Origin of the sequence: Xanthomonas arboricola pv. juglandis (assembly GCF_001013475.1) — a bacterium.
In the GTDB taxonomy this organism is placed as follows: domain Bacteria; phylum Pseudomonadota; class Gammaproteobacteria; order Xanthomonadales; family Xanthomonadaceae; genus Xanthomonas; species Xanthomonas arboricola.
Window position 1 is genome coordinate 1098047 of the sequence record NZ_JZEF01000002.1, and the last position, 18907, is coordinate 1116953.

Consider the following 18907-nt stretch of genomic DNA (forward strand, 5'->3'; position numbering starts at 1 on the left):
GATGGTCGGGTAGCACGTTGCAGACTGGCCGTGCCCGGTGAGTACGCCAGGTATGGATTTCCTTCTGTGAGGTTGGCCGTGCTGCTTCCTGTGTTTATCGTCGATGCGTTCACCACGATGCGTTTCAAGGGCAATCCGGCAGCCGTGGTGCCGTTGCAGGCCTGGTTGCCGGAGCCGGTGATGCAGGCCATCGCCAGTGAACACAGTCTTTCGGAGACCGCCTTCTTTGTTCGCGACGACAGCGGGGTGTTCGACATCCGCTGGTTTTCACCGCTCAAGGAGGTCGGCTTCTGCGGGCATGCGACCTTGGCCAGCGCGTTCGTGATCGCGACGCACCAGCTGGCGGCGTTTCCACTACGCTTGCGTGCGCCGGCTGTCGGTGAGATCGCCGTTGCCAGGATGGATGAGCGCAGCTTCGAGCTGCGCTTTCCCAACCAAGCGCCGTCGCTGCTGCAAGTGGTGCCGCACGCGTTGTCTGAGTCGTTATCGATCGCGCCCCAAGCTGTCTATGCGAACGCGCAGGCCTATATCGCCGTCTACGCCGACCAAGCACAGGTGCGTGCGGTGACGCCGGATCTGGGCCGGATGCTGGCACTGGCGCCGCGCGATGTGGCGGTCACCGCGCCAGGCCTTGAGCATGATTTTGTCTCCCGCTATTTCTGGCCGTCCAACGGCGGCAGCGAAGATCCGGTTACCGGATCGATTCATGCCGCGCTTGCGCCGCTGTGGGCACGGCGGCTGGGCAAGACGCAGCTCACCGCGCTGCAGGCCTCCACACGTGGCGGCGAACTGCAGTGTCGGGTCGAGCCGCAGCATGTCTACGTGCGCGGCAGCGCTGTCCAGTATCTGCAGGGAACCATTGCGCTATGAACACTCCCCTATCCGTGCATGCAGTATCGGCCGGCGCTGGGCGACGGGCGGTCTGGCAATTGCTGGTTGCCGAAGTCCTGATCGGTTCGGTCGGCGTATTCGTCCACGAAAGCGGGCAGGATCCGGTGACAGCGGTGTTCTATCGCTGCCTGTTCGGGGCGCTGTTTCTTACCGCATGTGGCTTGGTCGGTGGACAGCTGCGAGGGCTATGGCGCGAGCGTGCGCTGTTGCGCGATGCCATCATCAGCGGTGTGCTGCTGGTGTTGAATTGGGTGGCGTTGTTCGCCGGCATGGCGCGCTCGTCGATCGGCGTGGCGACCATGGTCTACCACGTGTTTCCGTTCGTGATGTTGCTGCTGGCCGCGCTGGTGCAAGGCGAGCGCACGCGGCGCGCCGATCTGGGCTGGACGTTGCTGGCATTCGTCGGCGTGGCCTGCTCGGCAAATCCGGCCCGGTTGTGGCAGGCGGCCGACCGTGGCTATCTGATCGGCATCGCGCTCACGCTGTTGGCGGCGTTGCTATGCGGTGCGTCGCTGCTGATGTCGCGCCGTATCAGCCGCGAGCGGCCGCTGGCGGTGGTGACGGTGCAGTGTTGGGTCGGCACGTTCCTGCTGGCCGGGTTTTCCAGCAGTGCGGCGTTGCATCCGGGCCTGCACTGGCTGTGGCTGGCGGGCCTGGGCGTGATCCACAGCGGTATCGTCTATGTGCTGTTCTATTCGTCCTATCGCCATCTGCATGTGGCCACGATTGCGGTGCTGGCGTTCGTGTATCCGCTGGTGACGCTACTGCTGGACTATCTGCTCTACGGCCACGCATTGGTGCCGGTGCAGTGGCTGGGCCTGGCACTGATCGTGGTGGGCACGCTGGCGGTGAATCTGAAATGGCGCTGGCCGCGGCGTGTGGCAGACAGCGCACCGGCCTGAGCAAAGTGCCGCCGCGCAGTGCACGCGGCAGCCGTGGAACTCAACGCACGTCGCGCAGTTCCCAGTGGTGCCCGGCCAGGGCCTGCATGCGTTGCTTGAGCAGGTCGCCGGGGATGCTGGTGGTGGCGACCAGGTCCACACGCAGATCGCCCTGCTTGCCGGTAACCGTGGCCGACGGATCGGTCACGCCCAGGCTGGGGTCCACTGCGTCCGGGTCGGCCTGCAGCTGGCGCCAGCGATCGAACCAGGCCGGATCGCGCAAGGCGGCCTGCAACTGTTCGGCAAAGGCCTCGGCACCATGGGCACTAAAGCTCACGCTCGCATCGCCGCCACGGGCGAGCTTGGGGTCGGGCAGGCTGATCGAGTAGCTGACAGACATGTGCAAGGACTCTGATGGATGACGCCGGTACGTTAGTGCAGCGGCGGTGAGCGCTCCGTCGACAGGTGTGGACACGTGGGAGCCTCCAGGTGCGGAGTCACGGGCTGTTCCGCGAGCGGGGAGGGCGCTGTGTGCTCGTCCCGCCATTTTTTGACTGCCTCTGGAGAACGAGGATGCAACTCGGAGCTCCGGTTGTCTTTGTGTCTTAGGACATTAGGGGAGTAGGTCGCGCAGATAGGTCTGCTGTAGAGCGGTTGATCTGCGGCTTTTTTGCAGGGCCCTTGCCCGCCCACCATCGCAGGACACGCCGCAAGTACGTCCGTGTAGGCTCTTACGCGGCATCCATGCCGCGTAAGGTCCCGCGACGGTGAGCGGGCAAGGACCAGTCCAGATGGTCGGTGCGCATGGTGTTCAACAAAACAGCCGCAGCCGGTGCGGTGTCCTTGCCGCGCCCTCGACGCTGTAAGTTTACTGCAGGGTCCTTGCCCGCCCACCATCGCAGGACACGCCGCAAGTACGTCCATGTAGGCTCTTACGCGGCATCCATGCCGCGTAAGGTCCCGCGACGGTGGGCGGGCAAGGGCCAGTCCAGATAGTCGGTGTGCACGGGCGAGCAGGGCGTGGCATGCAGTGTTTGCAGCATGGCTAATCAGTTGCCAAGACGAGCCGAGCAGTTAGCAGGCTTTCGATGAAGCAACCTCAAAACGTCCTGGTGCGGTGACCTTGCCGGTTCCGGGACCCTTGGCGGCATGAATGCCGCCAAGGAGCCTCCATGGACGGATTCACGGCGTGTCCCGGAAGTGGCGAGGGCACCGCGCCCTCGACCAACGAGGCTTTGCTCCGACCTCATAACGCCCTGACTCAAAACCTGGTCGTCCTGAGTTGTGACTGGAGGCCGAAGTTGCCCGGAAACGGCTGCATAGCGTGGAGACGTGACTGCAGACCGTCGCCACACAGCATTTATGCGGAATTTACGCGGCGGCTGTTGCAGGTCCATAGCGACTTTACGCAGCCCGGGAAGACACTGCGCGGGTTGGCGGAGCGGTTCCGCCGTGGACGATCCCGATGCATCCCTTGACCTGTCTGCTCCATCGCCGCTGCGCGCGCGGTGCGGCAGCGCTTTGCCTTGTCGGCCTGCAGACGCTGCATGCGCCGTCGCATCTCGCATCCATCGCGCCGCGTTGCGCGCGCCTCGGGGAGTAGCCGACATGCCTGCCTGGTTGTCCCTGTTGTGCGGCGTGGCCGTACTCGTTGCCGCCGCGTACCTGTTGTACGTGGTCCTGCGCCCCGAAGACTTCTGATGCGAGTGCGCTCCAATGATTGAAACTCTCCTTGTCTACGCGCTGGCCATCGTGCTGGCCTGGCCCCTGGGCCGCTACCTGGCAGCGGTGATGCGCGGCGCCCCGATGCGTGGCGACGTGCTGTTCGGCTGGATCGAACGGCCGTTGTATGCGTTGCTCGGTACCCGCCCGCAGCAGGGCATGTCGTGGCGTGGGTATGCGGTGGCGTTCCTGCTCAGCAACCTGGTTGTCGGCCTGCTCACCTGGGCAGTGTTCATGACCCAGGGGTGGCTGCCGTTCAACCCGGACGCCATTCCGAATATGCGCTGGGACACCGCGCTACACACCATGGTGTCGTTCGTCACCAACACCAATCAGCAGCACTACTCGGGCCAGGCGCAGTTGTCGTACCTGGCGCAGATGACCGGCATCGTCGGCCTGCAGGTGGTGACGCCGATGATGGGTCTGGCATTGGCGGTGGCGACCTTGCGCGCATTGTTCGGTGGGCGAGCGGTCGCAACTGTGTCCGACACCTTGCTGGCATCCAATGCGACGGCCAGCGCCAAGCCACGGGTGGCTGGGCTGGAGGAGCCAGAGGTCGTCATGCCGCGCCAGGGGCGGCAGCAGTCGGCTTCCGGATTGGAGGCATTGCCGGAGGCAGACGTCGGCAATTACTGGGCGGATGTGATCCGCGCCAGCGTGCGTGTGTTGCTGCCGCTATGCCTGCTGTGGACCGTGCTGCTCGGCTGGCAGGGCGTGCCCTCCACGCTGCAGGGTGCGGCTACCGCCGCACCGCTGGACAGCAGCGCGGGCATGTCCAAGCAGACCATTCCGGTCGGGCCGGTTGCGGCGATGGTCGCGGTCAAGCAGCTCGGCACCAACGGTGGCGGCTGGTACGGCCCCAACAGTTCGGTGGCGCTGGAAAATCCCACGCCGCTGAGCAACCTGCTGGAGACCTTGGCGCTGGTGCTGTTGCCGATGAGCGTGGTGTTCATGGTCGGCTACCTGACCGGGCGCAAGCGTCTCACCGCGCTGGTATTCGGCACCATGCTGACGATGTCGGTCGCATCCACCGCGCTGTTGCTGTGGTCCGAAGCGCATTCGGCCAGCGCCAGCTCGGCTGCCTTGATGGAAGGCAAGGAGGTGCGTGTCGGCGCAGATGCGTCTGCGTTGTGGGCGGCCTTGACCACGCAGACCTCCAACGGCTCGGTCAATGCGATGCACGATTCGCTGGCGCCGTTGAGCGGCCTGGTCACGCTGGTGGACATGCTGATCAACGCGATCTGGGGCGGCATCGGCTGCGGTCTGCAGCAGTTCGTGGTGTATCTGCTGCTGAGCGTGTTCCTGGCCGGTTTGATGACCGGGCGCACGCCGGAGTTGTTCGGCCGCAAGATCGAAGCGCGCGAGGTGCAGTTGCTTGCGCTGCTGATCCTGCTGCAGCCATTGGTGGTGCTGGGCTTCACCGCAGTGGCGCTGGCGGTGCCGGCATTTACCGCCAATTCCAATCCCGGCTTCCACGGCATCAGCCAGGTGTTCTACGAGTACACCTCGGCCTTCGCCAACAACGGGTCGGGTTTCGAAGGCCTGGGCGATGCGACGTACTGGTGGAACCTGAGTTGCTCGGCGGTGCTGGCATTGGGCCGCTATCCCGCGCTGATCCTGCCGCTGATGGTGGCCGCGCGCATGGCGGTGAAGCGGCGCGCGCCGGAATCGGCCGGCAGCCTGCAGGTCGAAACGCCAACCTTCGCGCTGACCCTGATGGCGATCGTGCTGGTGCTCACCGTGCTGCAGTTCATGCCGGCACTGGTGCTGGGTCCTATCGCTGAACACCTCGCCCTGGCGGCGTCCTGAGAGTTTGAGCAATGTCTACGATCGATACGACTGAAAAACGCGCGCGCGGTGACGCGGCGTTGTTCGACGCCGCCGTGCTGGTGGCGGCGATGCGCGCGGCCTTCCTCAAGTTGGCACCGCGGCATCTGCTGCGCAGCCCGGTGATGGCGGTGGTGATGGGTGGCACGCTGCTGGCGGCGGTGATCACCGCCAGCGGGTATGGCAATGCCGGGTTCGGCTGGGCGGTGACGGCGATCCTGTTCGTCACCGTGCTGTTCGGCAATTTCGCCGAGGCCATCGCCGAGGCGCGCGGGCGTGGGCAGGCCGCATCGTTGCGGCGTGCGCGCAAGGATCTGGTCGCCCGCCGGGTGGAAACCGCACTCGGCGGCCGCGAGACCCGCGTGCCGGCGGCAGAGCTGCGCCCGGGCGACTACGTGATGGTGTCCGAAGGCGAATTCGTCCCGGCCGATGGCGAGATCGTGCGCGGCGTTGCAACGATCAACGAAGCGGCGGTCACCGGCGAATCGGCACCGGTACTGCGCGAGGCCGGCACCGATCGCAGTGGCGTGATCGGCGGAACGCGCGTGCTCTCCGACGAGATCGTGTTCAAGGTCACCGCCGAGCCGGGGCACAGTTTCCTGGATCGCATGATCGCCTTGGTGGAAGGCGCCAACCGGCAGAAGACACCGAACGAAATTGCGCTCACCTTGTTGCTGGCGGCGATGACGCTGACCTTCCTGATCGTGGTGGCCTCGCTGCCGGCGATCGCCGGCTTCGTCGGCGTTACGCTGGATCCGTTGTTGCTGATCGCGCTGTTGGTGTGCCTGATCCCGACCACCATCGGCGGGTTGTTGCCGGCGATCGGCATCGCCGGCATGAACCGCGCGCTGTCTGCCAATGTGCTGGCCAAATCCGGCAAGGCGGTGGAAGTGGCCGGCGACGTGGACGTGCTGTTGCTCGACAAGACCGGCACCATCACCTACGGCGACCGGCAGGCCACCGCGTTCCATCCGCTGGCCGGCATCGACCGTGCGCAGCTGCGCGATGCGGCAATGCTGGCCTCGCTGGCCGACCCTACTCCGGAAGGCAAATCCATCGTCAAGCTGGCACGCCAGCAGGGCGCGGTGGCGGTCGAGCCGGAGGGCGCGCATTTCATCGGCTTCACCGCGCAGACCCGCATGTCCGGCGTGGATCTGGCCGGGCGCAGCATCCGCAAGGGTGCCGGCGATGCGATCGTGGCCTATGTGCAGGCGCAGGGCGCCACGGTGTCGCCGGAGTTGAACGGCCGCATCGAAGAAGTCGCGCGCGGCGGCGCCACCCCGCTGGTGGTGGCCGAAGGCCGGCATGTGCTGGGCGTGGTCGAGCTGAGCGATGTGGTCAAACAGGGCATCAAGGAAAAGTTTGCGCAGCTGCGTGCGATGGGCATCAAGACGGTGATGATCACCGGCGACAACCCGCTCACGGCCGCCGCGATTGCCGCCGAAGCCGGCGTGGACGACTACATCGCCCAGGCGCGCCCGGAAGACAAGCTGGCCCGCATCCGTGCCGAGCAGGCCGGCGGGCGGCTGGTGGCGATGGTCGGAGACGGCACCAACGATGCGCCGGCGCTTGCCCAGGCCGACGTGGGCCTGGCGATGAACTCCGGCACGCAGGCGGCCAAGGAGGCCGGCAACATGGTCGATCTGGATTCGGATCCGGCCAAACTGCTGGCAGTGGTCGAGGTGGGCAAGCAGCAGCTGATCACGCGCGGTGCGTTGACCACGTTCTCGTTGGCCAACGATGTGTCCAAGTACTTCGCGATCCTGCCGGCGCTGTTTGCCGCAGCGATTCCGTCGATGGCCGCGCTCAACGTGATGCAGTTGTCCAACCCGCGGCATGCGGTGCTGGAGGCGTTGATCTTCAATGCGCTGATCATCCCGGCATTGATTCCGCTGGCGTTGCGCGGCGTGCGCTTTCGCCCGTCCAGCGCCACGGCCCTGCTGCGCCGGAACATGCTGATGTACGGCGTGGGTGGCGTGTTGCTGCCGTTTGCCGCGATCAAATTGATCGACCTGGCGCTTGTCGCCACCCTGGGGAACTGAGTCATGACGATTTCTTCGAAAACCGGTACGTCCACGGCGCAGCCGTTACGCGACGACGGCGCCCTGCGCGGGGCGGTGATGCTGGCATTGTTCATCCTGCTGGGCCTGGGCCTGAGCTATTCGCTGGTCGCCACCGGCATCACCGGCGCACTGTTCCCCGAGCAGGCGCATGGCTCGTTGCTGCGCGATGACGCGCGTGTGGTCGGCTCGGCCCTGGTGGCGCAGCCGTTTGCCAATGCGCGCTATTTCCAGCCACGCCCCTCGGCGGCCAAGTACGACCCGACCGCGGCGGCCGGCAGCAACCAGGCGCGTTCCAATCCCGACCTGCAAACCCGCATCGCCGCCACGCGCGCAGAGGTGGCTGCACGCGACGGCATCGCACCGGAGGCGGTCCCGGCCGAGCTGATCACCCAATCCGGCAGTGGCCTGGATCCACACCTGAGCCCGGCCGGTGCCCAGGTCCAGGTGCGCCGGGTCGCCGCCGCGCGCGGCTGGCCGGAACAGCGCGTGGCCGCGCTGGTACAGGCCGCCACCGAACAGCCACAGTTCGGCCTGCTCGGGCAGCCGCGGGTGAATGTGCTGGCACTGAACCTGGCGCTGGATCGCGCTGGGAATGGGGAGTCGGGAATCGAGAATGGGGTGAAGCAAAAGCACTAGGATCATCGGGCAGCTGTAGGCTTTGCGATTCCCCATTCCCCATTCCCCATTCCCGATGATTGACGCCCGCACCCAACAAGCCGACGCGCTGATCGGCGAACTGCAGCGCGAACATGGCGGGCGCCTGACCGTGTTTCTGGGCGCGGCGCCCGGGGTGGGCAAGACCTACGCCATGCTGTCGCGGGCGCGCGAGCGCCTGCGCCAGGGCATGGACGTGGTGGCCGGGGTGGTGGAAACCCATGGCCGCAGCGAAACCGCGGCACTGCTGGATGGCCTGCCGCTGCTGCCGCGCACCCGCATCAACTACCAGGGCCGGGAGCTGGAAGAACTCGACCTGGACGCGTTGCTGGCGCGCAAGCCGAAGCTGGCGCTGATCGACGAGCTGGCCCATCGCAACGTGCCGGGCAGCCGGCACGAGCGGCGCTGGCAGGACATCGTGGAACTGCTCGATGCCGGCATCGATGTCTACACCACGGTCAACATCCAGCACCTGGAAAGCCTCAACGACATCGTGCTGCGCATCACCGGCGTGCGCGTGTCCGAAACCGTGCCCGATGCGGTGTTCGACCGCCTGCGCGACATCGTGCTGGTGGACCTGCCACCGCGCGAACTGATCGAGCGCCTGCAGCAGGGCAAGGTGTATCTGCCCGAGCAGGCGACGCAGGCCTTGCAGGCGTTCTTTTCGCCTTCCAACCTCACCGCGCTGCGCGAGCTGGCGATGCAGACCGCGGCCGACCGCGTCGACAGCGATCTGCGCGACACCCAGGCCGCACGCGGTTTGCCGGGGACCGCCGCCTTGCGTCGCCGCGTGGTGGTGGCCATCGATGGGCGTGGCAGCTCGGATTATCTGGTGCGGGTGGCGCGGCGGTTGTCCGAAAGACGCGATGCCCCGTGGACGGTGGTCACCGTGCAGACGCGCACCGTGGCCGACGCCGCCTGGCAGCTGGAGATCGACCGCGCCTTCGCACTGACACGCCGCCTGGGGGGCGATACCGCGCTGCTGCACGGCGCCAACGTCGCCGAGGCGTTGCTGGATTTCGCCGCGCAAAACGGCGTGTCCACGCTGGTGCTGGGGCGCACGCGCGAACGCCCGCTGGCGCGCATGTTCAACCGCACGCTGACCCAGCAACTGCTGCAGCGTGGCGCGCATTACGAACTGGTCATCGTCAGTTCCGCCGATGCGCGTGCACGCGCACGCCAGCGTTGGCGCAATCCGCGCCAGTGGCTGCAGCGTTACGACCTGGCCTTCGCGGCGATCGCCGCCGCTGCCGCGGTCGCAGTGGCGTGGGTGATCCAGCGCTGGACCGACATCGACGACCTGTCGATGGTGTTCATCGTCGCGGTGGTGCTGGTGGCCTCGCGCACGCGCATGGCTGCCGCGGTGATCGCCGCGCTGCTGAGTTTTGTCGCCTACAACTTCTTCTTCATCGAACCGCGCTTCACCCTGCACATCAGCGCGCGCCAGGGCGTGGTGACGGTGTGCCTGTTCCTGATCGCCGCCCTGGTCGCCGGCCGCCTGGCCTCGCGCCTGCGCAGCCAGGTGCTGGCCTTGCGCGCTGCCAATGCGCATGCCAATGCGCTGCAGACGCTGGCCCGCGAACTGAGCACCGCCGCCGATCTGGGGCAGGTGCTGGAAGCCGGCCGTCGCGCGCTGGCCACGGCCCTGGATGCCGAGGCCTGGTTGCGCCTGGAGCAGCGCGAAAGCGATGCGCCGGCCAGCTTCGGTGCACTCGATCGCAGCGCGGCGGACTGGACCCAGCGCCACGGTCAGCCGGCCGGCCGTTTCACCGATACGCTGGCCGGCGCGCAGTGGTGGTGCCTGCCGGTGCGGCACGAACGCGGCAGCCTGGGGGTGGCCGCGCTGCGCTTTCGTCAGAGCGTGCAGCGGCCCGGCCTGGAGGAGCGTCGGCTGGCCGAAGCGATGGTGGAGGACATCGGCCAGGCGGCGCTGCGCACGCGCCTGGTCGCCGATCTGGAAGGCGCGCGCGTCAGTGGCGAAACCGAGCGCCTGCGCTCGGCATTGCTGTCCTCGGTCTCGCACGATCTGCGCTCGCCGCTGGCGTCGATGATCGGCTCGGCCAGCAGCCTGGCCAGCTACGGCGATGCGATGGACGCGCAGGATCGCCACAGCCTGCTCGACACCATCCAGCTCGAAGGCGAGCGGCTGGATCGCTACATCCAGAACCTGCTCGACATGACCCGGCTCGGCCACACCGGGCTGACCTTGAAGCGCGACTGGATCGGCGTGGACGAGTTGATCGGCTCGGCCACGCGGCGGCTGCAGCGCTACCAGCCGGCGGTGCGCCTGCAACTGGAGCTGGCCGCCGACCTGCCGGCGATCTGGGTGCACCCGGCACTGGTGGAACAAGCCATCTTCAACGTGCTGGAGAATGCGGCGAAATTTTCGCCAGCGGGTGTTGCCGTCACCGTGCAGGCGCGGCTGCAGGCTGGCGCCTTGCAGATCGATATCGGCGACCAGGGTCCCGGCATTCCCGAGGACGAGCGCGCGCGCATTTTCGACATGTTCTACAGCGTGGAGCGTGGCGACCGCGGCCGTCACGGCACCGGGCTGGGCCTGACCATCTGCCAGGGCATGATCGGCGCGCATGGCGGCAGCGTGGAGGCGCTGGCCGGTGCCGATGGTCACGGCACCACGATCCGCATTACGCTGCCGTTGCTCGTTCCCGCCGCGCCACCTCGCCCCGATGCCGACTGACCCCACTGCCATCCCGCCTGCCCGCGTGCTGATCGTCGACGACGAGCCGCAGATCCGCCGCTTTCTCGACATCAGCCTGCGTGCGCAGGGTTACCGCGTGCTGCAGGCCGGCACCGCCGAGGAAGGCTTGGCCACGCTGGCCGGGCAGGGCGCCGAACTGGTGGTGCTGGACATCGGCCTGCCCGATCGCGACGGCCACGAGGTGCTGCGCGAGATCCGCCAGTGGTCCAACGTGCCGGTGATCATGCTCACCGTGCGCGCCGGCGAAACCGAAAAGGTCGCCGCGCTCGATGCCGGCGCCAACGACTACGTCACCAAGCCGTTCGGCGTGCAGGAACTGATGGCGCGCATCCGTGCGCTACTGCGCCAGGCCGGCGCCGGCAGCACGGTGGAAGAGAGCGTGTTCGATGACGGCCGCCTGCACATCCACCTGGGCCTGCGCGAGGTCACCCTCGATGGCGAGGCGGTGCCCTTGAGCCGCAAGGAATACGCCTTGCTCGCGCTGCTGCTCAAGCACGCCGGCCGCGTGGTCACCCAGCCACAACTGCTGCGCGAGGTGTGGGGCCCCACCCACGAGGAAGACACCCATTACCTGCGCATCCTGGTCGGCAAGCTGCGCCAGAAACTGCACGACGATGCCGCCGACCCGCACTACATCGTCACCGAACCGGGCGTGGGTTTGCGCTTTATCGGGGTGACGCGCTGAGCAGCGCAGCACAGCTGTTTTGTGGCGACGGCGCAGACAGCTTGAGCGAGATCCGGTTGTCCCGAACGGTGCAAAGCCGGGTGAGCATTCGATCGCGCGATGCGGGAGTCCGCAAGCACGTGGGTGCAATGCGGCCAGGGTCTCGCCCTGATGGGGATGCCCTGGAACGAGACCAGGCGCGGGCCAAGGACATGGTCTGGAACGCGTTGCAAGTGCTTTCACGCCGCCGCTAATGGCATGCCAACATGCGCGGCGCAGCATGCGTCGACATTTGGAAGAGGTGGGTGACATGCGGTATCGCTTCGGTGTGTTGTGGCTGTTGTCGGCTTGGCTGTTGTTGAGCGGCTGCGCGTTTGCACAGACCGTGCCGACGCCTGCGCAGATCATGCAGCTGCGTAGCGTGGGCGACCCCCAGATCAGTCCGGATGGTCGCCGCATCGCCTACACCGTCGCCATCCCGCAGGCGCAAGGCAAGCTGCCGCTCAGCAAGATTTGGCAGATACCCGCACGCGGTACCGCTGCCGCAGTGTCGATGCCCTCAAGCGATGAGGCCAACGACCAGCATCCACGCTGGTCTGCGGATGGCCGAAGGCTGCTCTTCCTGTCGACGCGGCCGTTGCCGGACGACGCCACCCGCGAGCAACTGGCGCCAGCTCAGGTCTGGCAACAGATCGGAGGGTCGGCACCGCAGCTGCTGACGCGTTCGGCAGGCGAGGTCAGTGAGTTCTCGCTGTCGCCCGATGCGCGCCAGATCGCGTACCTGGCGCTGGATCCGCCCACCGCGCAGGCAACGGCCGATGCGGACGCAAAGCGCGATGCCGTGCAGATCGAGCGGCCAACCCGGTTTTCACGGGTGTGGGTGCGTGATCTGCACAGCGGCCAGACGCGTGTGCTGACACCGCCCGGCCTGCAGGTGCACGACCTCGCCTGGTCACCGGACGGCCGGCAACTGGCGCTGCGCGTGTCCGACGGCACCACGCTCAACGACTATTGGTACGCATCGCGCGTGCAGCTGTTGGCGCTGCAGGACGGCGTGCTTGGTGCGGTGCTGGAGCCGCATGCCTCGGCATTGCCATTGCAATGGTCACCGGATGGCAGCCGGCTGCTGTATGGGCAACTTGGCGAGCACGGCATGGTGGCGCATCTGGTGGTGCAGCAGCTGCGCAGTCAGCGGCGTGTGGTGCTGGCACAGGACTGGCCCGGCACCTTGTGGCTGGCGCGCTGGCAAAACGACAGCAACTTGATCGGCGAAGGGTTGCAAGGCGTACGTGGCGCCTTTCTGCGCATCGATGCCGACAGCGGGCGCTGGAAGCCGCTTGCCCGGCCGCAGATTCCGTATCAGGCATTCACCGTTGCGCGCAATGGCGATATCGCCTATCTCGGTCTGCGTGATGACCAGCCTGCCGAGGTCTGGACGTTACGCGCTGGTCAGCTCGCGCAGCGCAGTAACGCCAATCCACAGGTCGCCACCTGGGCGCATGGCCAGCTGCGCGAATTGAACTGGACTTCATCGCGCGATGGGCGGTCGATCGCGGGCGTATTGGTCACGCCGCCCGGCTGGAAGGCGGGAACGCCGTTGCCGACCTTGGTGCAGATCCACGGGGGACCGGGAGCTGCCTGGGCGTCCGGCTGGTTGGGGTCCTGGCATGACTGGGCGCAACTGCTGTCCACCCATGGCTACGCGGTGCTGTTGCCCAACCCGCGCGGTTCCGAAGGGCAGGGTGCGGCGTTTACCGAGCTGGCGCGCCACGACTGGGGCGGTGCGGATTTTCAGGATGTGCTCGACGGCGTGGACCAACTCGAACGCGAAGGCGTGATCGATCCTGCGCGTCTGGCCATCGGCGGCTGGAGCTATGGCGGGTATCTGTCCGCATGGGCGGTGACGCAGTCATCGCGCTTCAGGACCGCCATCGTCGGTGCAGGGGTGGTCGATATCGGCGCCATGGCATTGACCACCGATGTGCCCGATTACCTGCCAGGCTATTTCGGCGACCCGGTGCGCAACCGTGTCGAATACGACGCACACTCGCCGATACGCTACGCCGACAAGGTGCAGGTGCCGGTGCTGATCCTGCATGGGCAGGCCGACCGACGCGTACCGCCATCGCAAGGCGACATGTTGTACCGCGCGCTGAAACTGCAGGGCACAGCGGTCGAGCAGGTGACCTACCCGCGTGGCCCGCACTGGTTTTACGAAACCGAGCATGGCGTGGATGTGCAGCAGCGCGTGCTGGATTGGCTGGATGCGCAGTTGCGTTGAGTTGCGGGGGTGCTGATCCGCAGCTCATCGTTGCTGCGGCGGACACTCTCTCGCCTTCGACTTCGACGCCGATGATCGTGCCATCGGCGCACTGCGCTCTCCGACCCCGGAAACGAGCCAGGCCAGTGCAGCATTCTCCGGATCACGTTCGGCAATCCAGCTGCAACGCTGCAAGCGGGTCACTCAACGGGTGGCAACACCTTGCCCGGGTTGAGAATCCCGTCCGGATCCAGCGCGGCCTTGATCGCACGCATCGCCGCCAGCGTTGGTGCGCTGAAGGCCTGGGCCATGAAGTCGCGCTTGGCCACGCCGATGCCATGCTCGCCGGAGAGCGTGCCTTCCAGTGCCAGCACCAGCGCAAACAGGCGTGGCAATGCGGCGTGTGCGCGCGCGTGTTCGTCGGCATCGGCCGGGTCGTACATGATGTTGACGTGCAGGTTGCCGTTGCCGGCATGGCCGAAGGCGACGATCGGCAACGCGAACTCGGCGGCAAGCGCTTCCACGCCGGCCACCAGTTCGGGGATGCGCGAGACCGGCACCACCACGTCCTCGTTGATCTTGCCCGGCTTGATCGTGCGCAATGCCGGCGACAGCGCACGCCGCGCGGCCCACAACCTGTCGCGCGCGCTGCCATCGGCGGCCACGTCCAGGCTCACCACGCCCTCGCCGTCGGCGGCATCGTGCAAGGCCTGCAATGCGTAGGGCAGGGTGTCGTGATCGCCATCGGCTTCGATCAGTAGCATCGCGCCGGCCTCGGGCACATCGCTGCCGTTGCGGCGCAGTAATGCGATCGCACTGGCGTCCATGAATTCCAGCATCGTCGGCGTGGTCGGTTGCGCCATGATGCGCGAGACCGCCGCCGCGGCGCTGGAAGCATCGCGATACAGCGCGCGCACGCCGGCTTGCGCGACCGCGCGCGGCGTCAGCTTCAAGGTCGCTTCGACGATGATCGCCAGGGTGCCTTCGCTGCCGACCAGCAGATGTGTCAGGTCGTAGCCGGTGGAATTTTTCGTATACGCGCCGCCGCAGCGGATCACCTCGCCGGTGCCGGTCACAGCGACCAGACCGAGCACGTTGTCGCGGGTGGCGCCGTATTTCACCGCGCGCGGGCCGCCGGCATTGGTGGCCAGATTGCCGCCGACGCTGCAGATGTCCGCGCTGGACGGATCCGGCGGCCAGAACAGGCCATGCGGCTGCAAGGCCTGCTGCAATTGGCCGTTGAGCAGACCCGGTTGCACGATGGCGCAGCGATCGGCCGGACGCAGCGCAAGGATGCGATCCATGCGTGCCATCGACACCACCACGCCGCCGGAAAACGGCACCGCCGCACCGGTGGTGCCGGTGCCGGCGCCGCGCGCCACGATCGGCACGCCATGCGCGCGGCAGGCCTGCACGATCGCCACCACATCCTCGGTATCGCCCGGCAAGGCGACGGCGGCGGGCAATGCCCAGCGGCGCGAATCGTCCTCGCCATAGCGGCGCCGCGCGTCGTCGCCGGTCAACCAGCCATCGGGGCCAAGCCGCGCGGCCAGCAACGCGGCCAGGGCAGTGGGAAGCACATCGGTCATGAAGTGTGATCCTGTGGTGCCGCGCGCTGGATGCATTTCCATCCCAGCACCGCGACGGTGAGCGGCAGCCAGACCCAGCGCAGCTCGGAGAGCAGCGTGGCAAGGCCGCGCGCATTGAAGAAACCGTTGGCGAAGGGCGACACGCGAATCGGCCGCCAGGGCGCGAACCAGCGTGCCTCGCTCCAGGGCCAGGTCAGTGCAACGCCCAGGCCGCCGGAGGTCATCGCATCCAGCAGCGGGTGCGATGCGGCGCAGACGAACAAGAACGCTGCTGCCTGCAGTGCGTCCGCACGCAACAGGCGATGCGCAGCACCACCCAGCAGCGCGATCAGCCCGGCGAACAACAACGAGTGGCTGGCACCGCGATGGCCGAACGCATCCGCATACGGAACATGCAACGCGAACGCCAGCACATCGGCATCGGGCAACATCGCCGCGACGACGCCGGCACCGAGCAGGCGCGGCGACAGGCGGCCGCGTTCACTGGCGCACCAGAGCGCCAGCGGCACCGCGGCATGGGTGATGATGGTGGGCATCGCGCGTGAGTCGTTCGTCAGCAATCGTCGGCGCGGAAGGCGTCGCGGATCCAGTTCAGCACCGGCGGCTCGCCGCTGGCTTCCACCACATCGAAGCGGCACGGCAAGGTCGCCAGTGCCGGGTGATGGGCAAGGAACAATTGCGCGGCCAGCACCAGCTTGCGGCGCTTGCGCGCATCCACCGATGCCGCGCCGCCGCCGAAGCGGTTGTCGCGGCGATAACGCACTTCCACGAACACCAGCGCCTGGCCGTCGCGCATCACCAGATCCAGTTCGCCGCCGCGGTAGTTGGCATTGCCCACCACCAGCCGCAACCCGGCCTGCTCCAGCAGCGCGCGTGCGGCCGCCTCCACCGCCGCACCCCGCTGCTGGCGCGCTGCCGGCATGGCGTCAACGGCCGTCGGCGATCGGCACCGGGCGGCCACCGTTGAAGGTGGACCAGGCCGGAGTGCGCAGCACGTTGCCGAAGCCATCCAGATGCAGCGTGCCGGTAGCGCCGCGCAGGCCGCCATCGGTGCCGGTGGCGAGTTTTTCCAGATATGCGCTGATCTTCCAGGCGTCGTAGCCGAACGCGAACAGGCGCGCGCCGGGTCCGCGTGCGCTGGGCAGCGTGCTGGCGACCTGGGTCGAGGCCGGCAGCCCGGACACGCCCAGCGCGGTCCAGGTCTCGCTCGGGTAGATGATGCCGTCCAGGGCCAGGTCGTCTTCGACCTTGCCGGTGCCGGCCACCAGCTGCGAGGTGCCCACGCGCGACTTGCCGGCGAATCCGCTCAACGCCAGTTGCGGCGCCAGCGCGCGCGCGGTGTTGCCGCGCACCGCCAGGAACACCGCATCGGCAGCACCGTAGTTGCGCAGCTGTGCACCGATATCGCCCGGTACCTCGGCCACGCTGATGCTTCCGGCCACGCTGCCGCCGCGTTCGGTGAAGCGGTCGCGGAAGGCCTTGATGGTGCGCTTGCCGTTGTCGTCGCTGGTGCCGACGATCAACACGTTGCGGCGCTCGCGCGAAAGCAGATATTCGGCGGCCATGATGCCGTCGTCTTCCGGCGCCAGCGAGAAGCCGGCGCTGCCGCTGGGCGGTGCCTTGTTGTCGGTGGGGCGGTTGAGCGCCAGCACCGGCACCGGCAGCTGGCCGCGTGCGAACACCGCGCTGACCTCGTCGCGACCCAGCGGGCCGACCACGTAGTCGACCCCGGCGCTCACCGCCTTGTCGTAGGCGGCATTGGCGCCGGCGGCGGTGCCGGCGGTATCGAAGAAGCGCAGTTCCGGGCGGCGGCGGGTTTCGGCGTAGTAACCGGCCAGCAGGCCGTCGCGCACCGGCGCCGAGGCGGTCGCCAGACTGCCGCTGAGCGGCAGCAGCACGCCCAGCTTGACCGGCGGGCGATAGCCGTCGCGTTCGGCCGGCGGGCGCTTGCTGGTGTCAAAGCCCCATTGCGCGTCGCGATCGAACGCGCGCGGCAGCGCCAGCCCGCGGCTGATCAAGGCGCGGCCGGCAAAGTTGTACAGCGGGTCGCCCGCCGGCAGCGCCGCGGTGCGGCCCTTCAGCGTGGCATCGTCGAGTGCGGCGAGCAGGCGCACGATCGCGCGCTGGTTCTCGCTGCGCGGGGTGCCGGTCAGGCTGGCGTCGGCGCGTGCGCGGTCGGCGGCGGCCCCGAACAGGTCGCCGGTGCCTTCCAGTGCGGCTGCGCGTGCCAGCAGCCAGCGGGTCTGCAGCGGCTGCGGCAGGCCTTGCGGGCTGTCGCCCAGGGCCTGCAGCGCCTGCGCGGCCTGCTTGTCGATCACCGCCAGCTCGCCGGTCAGCAGCGCGAAGCGGGCGCGGTCTTCGCCGCTGAGATGGCGCGGGGTGACCTGCGCCAGCAGCGTGCGCGCACGTGCGTCATCGCCGGCGTCGTGCCAGCCGAATGCAGATGCGGCCAGCAGGCGGCTGCGCTGCGCACCGCTGGCGCTGGCCGCCTCGGCTTCCAGTTGCTGCGCCGCCTCGCGCGGCTTGCCCTGGTCCAGCAACGCCAGCGCCGCGCTCTGGGTCGGCGAGGCGGTCTGGGTCACGCTGCTGGTGGCGCAGCCGGCGGCCAGCATCACCATCAGCGACAGGGCGGAGATCCTTGCAACACGCTTGTTCATTTCAGATCCATTGGACGGGGCCCGCCGGGGCGGACCGTTAAAAACGCTACGATTCTACCCTTTGCCCTACGGAATACCGTTGATGACCTCCCCCGGAACCCTGCACGTGGTCGCCACGCCGATCGGCAACCTGGCCGACCTGTCGCCGCGTGCGCAGGAGGTGCTGCGTGGCGTGGCCGCGATCTGCGCCGAAGACACCCGCCATACCCGCCAGCTGCTCGGCCATTTCGGCATCGACCGCCCGTTGCTGGCCCTGCACGACCACAACGAAGAGGCCATGTCCGAGCGCATCGTCGCGCGCCTGCGCGAGGGCGAGTCGTTGGCCATCGTCAGCGACGCCGGCACCCCGCTGGTCAGCGACCCCGGCTTCAAGCTGGTGCGCGCCGCACGTGCGGGGGGAATCCGGGTCAGCCCGGTGCCGGGTGCCTGCGCCGCCATCGCCGCGCTCAGCGTGGCCGGCCTGCCCAGCGACCGTTTCGGCTTCGAAGGGTTTCTGCCGGCCAGGAGCGCCGCCCGCCGCGAGCGCCTGGCGCACCTGGCCGGCGAAACCCGCACCCTGGTGTTCTACGAGTCCTCGCACCGCATCGTCGAGTCGCTGGCCGACCTGCGCGGAGCCTTCGGCGACGAGCGTCCGGCGGTGATCGCCCGCGAGCTGACCAAGCTGTTCGAAACCGTGCTCGACGGCACCCTGGCCGAGCTGCAGGCCAGGGTCGAAGCCGACGACAACCAGCGCAAGGGCGAGTTCGTGGTGATGGTGCAGGGCGCCGCCGACGCCGCCGAAGGCCAGCTGGCCGAAGGCCGCCGCGTCTACGCCAAGCTGGCCGAACACCTGCCGCCGTCCACCGCCGCCAAGCTGGCCGCCGAGCTGACCGGTGCGCCGCGCAAGGCCTTGTATGGCGGGTAGGCGTGCTGTTGCAGGAGCGCGTTGACCTGTAGTGGGATTTTTCTTGGTAGGGCCTCTCGCGCCCGGGTGCGCTCCT

General features: G+C 67.8%; 15 protein-coding genes. 10 read left to right on the forward strand and 5 right to left on the reverse strand.

Translation table 11 applies throughout. From position 1 onward, the window contains the following. The first annotated feature begins 78 nt into the window (after positions 1 to 78). A complete protein-coding gene (locus XARJCFBP2528_RS10035; RefSeq protein ID WP_039811099.1) occupies positions 79 to 870 on the forward strand; it encodes a PhzF family phenazine biosynthesis protein in 792 nt (263 codons plus the stop codon). Then, the gene (locus XARJCFBP2528_RS10040; protein WP_039811035.1) at positions 867 to 1793 is read left to right on the forward strand and encodes a DMT family transporter; all 927 of its coding nucleotides are present in this window, start codon (positions 867 to 869) and stop codon (positions 1791 to 1793) included. Before XARJCFBP2528_RS10035 ends, XARJCFBP2528_RS10040 begins: the two co-directional genes overlap by 4 nt. A 40-nt stretch (positions 1794 to 1833) precedes the next feature. On the opposite strand, the gene XARJCFBP2528_RS10045 is transcribed toward XARJCFBP2528_RS10040, so the two are convergent. Continuing rightward, entirely contained in the window at positions 1834 to 2172 is a 339-nt protein-coding gene (locus XARJCFBP2528_RS10045) for a hypothetical protein (RefSeq protein ID WP_016902631.1), read from the reverse strand. A gap of 1208 nt (positions 2173 to 3380) precedes the next feature. On the opposite strand from XARJCFBP2528_RS10045, the gene XARJCFBP2528_RS10050 reads away from it, so the two are divergent. From XARJCFBP2528_RS10050 to XARJCFBP2528_RS10080, 7 genes are all read left to right on the forward strand, one after another. Beyond that, positions 3381 to 3473, forward strand: coding sequence for a potassium-transporting ATPase subunit F (locus XARJCFBP2528_RS10050; RefSeq protein WP_006452907.1), 93 nt, complete (start codon positions 3381 to 3383; stop codon positions 3471 to 3473). A 15-nt stretch (positions 3474 to 3488) separates the two neighbouring features. Further along, positions 3489 to 5303 carry a potassium-transporting ATPase subunit KdpA gene (gene kdpA / locus XARJCFBP2528_RS10055; protein ID WP_016903099.1) on the forward strand — a complete coding sequence of 605 codons (1815 nt, stop codon included), beginning with the start codon at positions 3489 to 3491 and terminating at the stop codon, positions 5301 to 5303. A gap of 11 nt (positions 5304 to 5314) precedes the next feature. Beyond that, entirely contained in the window at positions 5315 to 7363 is a 2049-nt protein-coding gene (gene kdpB / locus XARJCFBP2528_RS10060) for a potassium-transporting ATPase subunit KdpB (RefSeq protein ID WP_016903098.1), read from the forward strand. Between the two features lie 3 nt (positions 7364 to 7366). Then, positions 7367 to 8020, forward strand: coding sequence for a potassium-transporting ATPase subunit KdpC (kdpC, locus tag XARJCFBP2528_RS10065; protein ID WP_026064462.1), 654 nt, complete (start codon positions 7367 to 7369; stop codon positions 8018 to 8020). Positions 8021 to 8075: 55 nt separating this feature from the next. Next, complete coding sequence (locus tag XARJCFBP2528_RS10070) at positions 8076 to 10736, forward strand: sensor histidine kinase (protein ID WP_016903096.1); 2661 nt, start codon at positions 8076 to 8078, stop codon at positions 10734 to 10736. After that, complete coding sequence (locus XARJCFBP2528_RS10075; RefSeq protein ID WP_016903095.1) at positions 10726 to 11442, forward strand: response regulator; 717 nt, start codon at positions 10726 to 10728, stop codon at positions 11440 to 11442. The genes XARJCFBP2528_RS10070 and XARJCFBP2528_RS10075 overlap by 11 nt, the downstream gene beginning before the upstream one ends. 289 nt (positions 11443 to 11731) lie before the next feature. Next, a complete protein-coding gene (locus XARJCFBP2528_RS10080; protein WP_016903094.1) occupies positions 11732 to 13702 on the forward strand; it encodes an alpha/beta hydrolase family protein in 1971 nt (656 codons plus the stop codon). 179 nt (positions 13703 to 13881) lie between these two features. On the opposite strand, the gene XARJCFBP2528_RS10085 is transcribed toward XARJCFBP2528_RS10080, so the two are convergent. Genes XARJCFBP2528_RS10085 through XARJCFBP2528_RS10100 form a run of 4 tightly spaced genes read right to left on the reverse strand, consistent with a single transcriptional unit; the run spans position 13882 to position 17927 of the window. Then, entirely contained in the window at positions 13882 to 15270 is a 1389-nt protein-coding gene (locus XARJCFBP2528_RS10085) for an FAD-binding oxidoreductase (protein ID WP_016903093.1), read from the reverse strand. Continuing rightward, positions 15267 to 15806, reverse strand: coding sequence for a metal-dependent hydrolase (locus XARJCFBP2528_RS10090; RefSeq protein WP_016903092.1), 540 nt, complete (start codon positions 15804 to 15806; stop codon positions 15267 to 15269). The genes XARJCFBP2528_RS10085 and XARJCFBP2528_RS10090 overlap by 4 nt, the downstream gene beginning before the upstream one ends. A 17-nt stretch (positions 15807 to 15823) precedes the next feature. After that, complete coding sequence (locus XARJCFBP2528_RS10095) at positions 15824 to 16192, reverse strand: YraN family protein (RefSeq protein WP_016903091.1); 369 nt, start codon at positions 16190 to 16192, stop codon at positions 15824 to 15826. Positions 16193 to 16196: 4 nt separating this feature from the next. After that, entirely contained in the window at positions 16197 to 17927 is a 1731-nt protein-coding gene (locus XARJCFBP2528_RS10100; protein ID WP_016903090.1) for a penicillin-binding protein activator, read from the reverse strand. A gap of 82 nt (positions 17928 to 18009) precedes the next feature. On the opposite strand from XARJCFBP2528_RS10100, the gene rsmI reads away from it, so the two are divergent. After that, positions 18010 to 18831, forward strand: coding sequence for a 16S rRNA (cytidine(1402)-2'-O)-methyltransferase (gene rsmI, locus XARJCFBP2528_RS10105; RefSeq protein ID WP_016903089.1), 822 nt, complete (start codon positions 18010 to 18012; stop codon positions 18829 to 18831). Positions 18832 to 18907: the final 76 nt, after the last annotated feature.